Raw genomic sequence first — 4,786 nt, 5'->3', positions numbered from 1 at the left:
TTCCACGCGTGTGACCGGAGGGTCGAGGGGGAACCCCCCTCGACCCTCCGGTCACGCGCGTGGAACGGCCACGCGCGCTCGAGCGGTAGTCAGCGGCGAGGACGCGGCTTGTACTTCTTCCCCGCCCGGATGTTCCGGTTCTCGATCACCCCGACCACCGCCAAGCCGGCGGCCACCGCGACGATCAGCACCCACCCGAGCACGTTGAACCACTCACCGGTGAACGCCGCATAGGTCTGCTCGCCGGCGATCGCGAAGAGCATGAACGACAGCCCGAACCAGACCATGCCGTTGCTGATCAGTGCAGCACGCGCGAGCTTGGTCCGAGGCTTCGACATGCGCCCACCCTCCCACCGGACCCTGGACGTGTCCACGGGGCCGTGGCGGTTCTAGGGTGAGCGCATGAGCATCCCGACGCCCCGCGAGTTGCTGGCCGTTCACGTCGCCGTCGACCCCTCCGGGATCACCGCGACCTTCACCCTGGGCGACCCGATCGGGCCGGGGCAGCCGGCGGAGTGGTTCACCTACGGCATCGAGCTCACCGGCGCCGATGGCGCCCTGGTGAAGCACTTCGGCGTCCGCCTCTCCGACAAGGAAACGAAGGCGTTCGTCTTCGAGTTCGAGAGCGCCACCCAGGCCAACTACGACGCCACCCACGTCACCGACCGCGGCGCCTCCCTCGTCGCCCGGTTCCCGGACTCCTCACTCGGCGTCGGCACGATCCGCTCCGTCACGGGATTTGCCACCATCGAGGGCGAGGACGTCGCCGCCGGCGTCCCCGTCCAGCTCCTGCGGTAGATGATCTGACCGTAGACGCCGGCGATCGGGACTCGCTCTATTCGCAGATGCTGTCCGCGAGCTTCACGTAGCCACCCCATGCGCGGAAGACGTCGAACTTCGTCGGCTCGCCTACCGGCAGCTTCTCCCGCGCGGACACCGCAGTGTCGTACAAGACCTGCGAGTCGCCCTCGCTCATCGTCGGATAGCACTGCTCCGTGACGGCAGTAGGGATCTGCGAGGACAGGAGAGTCATCTCCTCGGCCGTGCCGCCTTCGACGGCGGCGTCCCACTGCATGATCAGCGAGCTCAGGGGCGCCAGCGTCGCAGTCGGCTCAGGGGTCACGGTCGCGGACGCAGCAGTCGACGGAGCCGGCTCCGCAGCACTGCAACCGGCGAGGACGACGATCAACGATCCGGCCAGGGCGCCGACGAAGTGGAACTTCTGCATCGCACGAGCCTAGGTGCGCAGCCCTGCCCTCGATGGTCCCGCCGCACCGCAGCCGGCGTGCCCGTCCGGCCGCTCAGGTAGGCCCGCACAGAGCGGCCAGCCCCTGCCCGAGGGCACACAAAAGAGGCCACCTCCATATGGGGCGACCTCATGTGCTATGTTAGAAGGTGCTAAGCGATCTGCTGAGCAACTTTCACACGCCGGATGTTCGCGCATCCGTCGCAAGAAGCGCTGGGAGCGCTGTGTGTTGGTAGTCCGCCCCTCCCAATCGAGAGGAAGTACCGTTTTTGACGTACGAGCTACTTTATAACGCATTTAGACACCGGGCAACCGCGTTAGCGCAATCTCACACCCGAATCCCCAGGAGCGACCAAAAATGTCGAAGCCCGGACGGGATGTCGACCAGTGGATCGGGAGGGTCGCCGGCGTAGCCGGGATCCTCGTTTCGATCGCCAAGCTGGTCGAGGTCCTGACGCCCTACCTCTGAGGTAGGGGCTACCCCATGAGGGGGTAGCAGGGTGCCGTTCCCGGTGGCGGCACCCCATCTTCACCCCGGCAGGGTCGTGCTCTGCCGGGGTGAGGGGGTTCGCCAGGGTTCACGTCGCCGGCTAGTCGCTGTGTTTCCTCGCGGCGCGAAGGATCCGAGCGACCTCCGGCGTCATCGAATAGCGCTGCTGCTCCCAGTCCCAGATGTAGTACCCGGGCCCACCCGAGGGCGTGCGGTAGCGAGGCAGCCCGGCGCGACCAGCCGCCTTGCCCACTCCGCCGAGCACCCCGGCGACTTTCGACTTCCCACCCGGGTGCCCGTACCGCGTAGCCAGCTCGTCGGGCGTCCAGCTCTGCGTCTCACCCGACTCGTTCTCCGTCATTCTGTCGAGGAGTCGGCGTCCCTCGAACGAGAGCATCCCCCAGAACCGCGTCGCGAGCTCGTCGGCGTCGTCTCCGAGTACCCAGGCCGGGACAGTGCCGGAAGGCAGCCGCACGGGCGCGTCCGGCTCAGCGGTATCTGCGATGAACTCACCGAAGCGGATGTAAAACTCCTCGACCCGCTGCGGCGGGACGTGGACAGTAACTGGGATCATGACTTCTCCAAGGTAGGTTGCAAGGTAGCTTGTACCTAAGCATCCACCGCAGCTGCTCGAAAGTCAACCTCCCTCGCAAGGGAGGTTGTGTGATCGAGGCGCTATCTAGGGATGGCGCGTTTTCCGCCCTCACTGGTCCGCGACCAGTGCAGCGCCGACCACCGGCACGCTGCCCGAACGTCAGTTGAGCCGGACGCTGCTGCATAGCTCGCCGTCTCTCCACGTCTCGAGTAACCACCGATCGGGTCCGGGTGAGGTGCCCACTGCTTCCCGTGCCGCTTCCCGTGCCCGCTCTGCGCAGCTGTAGACCCCAATGACGTCCGAAGCATCGGCCCAGAAGGCGCTCCGCAGAAGTAGGTAGTGCTCGCTCTCGACGCTGATCCTCACACCTCGGATCCTCGCCGGTCGCAGGACGCCGCAGGTGATCTGGCACGAAGTGCCACGCCGGTGGCGCGGCTCCGGTCAGCGGATCTCGTAGGGGGCGCGGCTCAGACCCAGCGGCGTCTTAGCCAGGGGAGGGCGAGGGGATCTACGTGGAGCCGAACATCTGGGTTCAACACTGCTGACTCGACGGTTGCGGCTCTCGGCCGCGCTGTGCGTCGCGGCCGAGAGCAGGGCGACACCGGCGGCCCCCCGCCGGTCTGTCGCGTGCGGCGTCAGCGAAGTCCCCACTTCTCGACCGCACCACCACTTTAGACACCGAGTGCCAACGCGACGACGCTCAGGGGAGCTGGTCGAGCAGATGCGGTCCGTTGTTGCGGACGCTGTTCACGTCGCGGGACACCTCGTAGTGCTAGAGGTCGTGCGCGACCGCGTACGACTCCCGGTCGAGCAGCTGCATCAGAGCGTCGACGTCGAGGTGCCCGCCGAGCCAGTCGTCGTAACCGTCCGGCGTGATGCACGCCGGCATCCGGTCGTGAACCTCACCCGGCGCCACATGCGAGTCGCGGGTGATGATCGCCGTCGACAGCCGCCACTTCTCCGGATCGTCCTCCGCCTTCGACGGATCCGGCCACGCCGACACGATCCCGGCCATGGCGAGGGCCGCGTCGGGCTCGTAGATGAAGTGCGGCTGCTTCCCCGTCTCCGTGACCGTCCACTCGTAGTAGCCGGCCGCCGGGATCAGCACCCGCGACGTCGCGAACGCCTTCCGGAACATGGGCGAGCTCGCGACCGTCTCGATCCGCGCGTTGATCGGCTGCGGCCGCTGCTTCTTGAAGTCCTTCGCCCACACCGGCACGAACCCCCAATGCACCATCGGCGCCGACCGCTCTCCGTCGCGCTCTCGTACGACGGTCACCGGCGACGTCGGCGCCACGTTGTAGTTCGGTCGCAAACCACCGAAGTCAGCCGAAACGAGATCCGGCAGCAGAGCCGCCGTGGAGTCCTTGACAACGAAACGACCACACATGCGCTCAGCCTCTCCTACTTCTCCTTCGGTAGCAGGGCGCCACTTCCGGCGGCGGCATCGAATCTCATCGCCTCGTCGAAGATCGCTCCACTCGAGGATGGGAGCGATGTCGGGGCACGAGAATCAGGCGATGTAGGCCGCGATCATGCCGACAAGTCCACCCACAACACCGACCCCCGCTGCGAGGAACGCCAGTCCCTTCCCGAGCCGATCGGCTGGCTTCAGTTCCTCCGTGTCGTGCGCGAGGAATCGGAATATCGCCCCCTCAGTAGCCACGAGGGACGCTATGAATCCCAAGCCTGCCAAGTACGCGGGCACGTTCCTCGTCACAAAGAGCAGGACGATCAGGGCCACCGTCAGGGCAATGACTGCGAGCCTCGTGACCTTGAAGACCCCTTCGCCACTTTTCCCGACCCATCTTTTGACGCGGGTCTGCGCCGTAGTCAGCGATGGGGCCTCTGCGGGAGCTGGCATGTTCCTGCTGTCGTTTTCGTTACTGACGACGCCAGCGTCGCCGTTCGCGTCCCGCGTGAGCTCGGGGTCATTCGCACTGCCTCGTTCGTTCGTCACAGCATCAGTATCTCGTGCTGATCGTTCATGTGATGCCAACGCAAGTTGCGCCCGCCAGTGCGGGCCCGACTCAGGCGGGTAGCTCGACTGACGAACTGTGCAGATGCGCCAGGACTGTCCGTATGGGGATCGCTGGCCGGGCGTCTGGGAGGATCAGCGCATGCTGCCGGATGCATAGCTTGCCGCAGCGCTCGAGGCTGTCGGGGTGCGGCGGCGGTGCTCGACGTCGACGTTGGGTAGCTTCGGGACATGGATGAACCCACTGAGCCGTCCACGCGTGGGTGGCGTATCGATCTCAACGAGCCGCCGAGGCTTCTGTCAGGCGAAGCGGAGGCAGCTCTCGTGCACGTGTCGGAGGAGAGTGCACTTCTTCGTAACCAGCCCTCGGGATCCAGCGGGAGGGAGAGGGTCGTTTCTGCTGCGCGCTCCGCTGTTCTTCTCGGTGCCAACGAGGACGAGCTCGCCGTCGCGATGGGTTTCACGCTCGAGGCCGTT

At 66.1% G+C, this 4,786-nt stretch carries 7 protein-coding genes; 2 read left to right on the top strand and 5 right to left on the bottom strand.

Features of this window, described 5'->3' with window-relative positions; translation table 11 throughout:
• Positions 1–89: 89 nt before the first annotated feature.
• On the bottom strand, positions 90–338 hold the full coding sequence (locus tag C5C95_RS16945; protein WP_104233598.1) for a hypothetical protein: 249 nt from the start codon (positions 336–338) through the stop codon (positions 90–92).
• A 64-nt stretch (positions 339–402) separates the two neighbouring features.
• Here C5C95_RS16945 and C5C95_RS16940 point away from each other — a divergent pair, with 64 nt between their 5' ends.
• Positions 403–798, top strand: coding sequence for a hypothetical protein (locus C5C95_RS16940; protein WP_104324908.1), 396 nt, complete (start codon positions 403–405; stop codon positions 796–798).
• A gap of 37 nt (positions 799–835) precedes the next feature.
• On the opposite strand, the gene C5C95_RS16935 is transcribed toward C5C95_RS16940, so the two are convergent.
• The 4 genes from C5C95_RS16935 to C5C95_RS17220 all read right to left on the bottom strand — a co-directional run bounded on the left by C5C95_RS16935 (position 836) and on the right by C5C95_RS17220 (position 4,291).
• A complete protein-coding gene (locus C5C95_RS16935; RefSeq protein ID WP_104324907.1) occupies positions 836–1,228 on the bottom strand; it encodes a hypothetical protein in 393 nt (130 codons plus the stop codon).
• 608 nt (positions 1,229–1,836) lie between these two features.
• Entirely contained in the window at positions 1,837–2,310 is a 474-nt protein-coding gene (locus C5C95_RS16930) for a hypothetical protein (protein WP_104324906.1), read from the bottom strand.
• Between the two features lie 793 nt (positions 2,311–3,103).
• On the bottom strand, positions 3,104–3,721 hold the full coding sequence (locus C5C95_RS16925; protein ID WP_104324905.1) for an SOS response-associated peptidase: 618 nt from the start codon (positions 3,719–3,721) through the stop codon (positions 3,104–3,106).
• Positions 3,722–3,844: 123 nt separating this feature from the next.
• Positions 3,845–4,291 carry a hypothetical protein gene (locus C5C95_RS17220; RefSeq protein ID WP_146087116.1) on the bottom strand — a complete coding sequence of 149 codons (447 nt, stop codon included), beginning with the start codon at positions 4,289–4,291 and terminating at the stop codon, positions 3,845–3,847.
• 249 nt (positions 4,292–4,540) lie between these two features.
• Here C5C95_RS17220 and C5C95_RS17725 point away from each other — a divergent pair.
• Positions 4,541–4,786: hypothetical protein (locus C5C95_RS17725; protein WP_219814779.1), on the top strand; the 246-nt coding region annotated here is incomplete at its 3' end.

Source organism: Rathayibacter sp. AY1B7 (assembly GCF_002932735.1).
In the GTDB taxonomy this organism is placed as follows: Bacteria; Actinomycetota; Actinomycetes; order Actinomycetales; family Microbacteriaceae; genus Rathayibacter.
The sequence above is the reverse complement of the archived record's forward strand: the minus strand, read 5'-3'. Positions and strand labels throughout refer to the sequence as shown.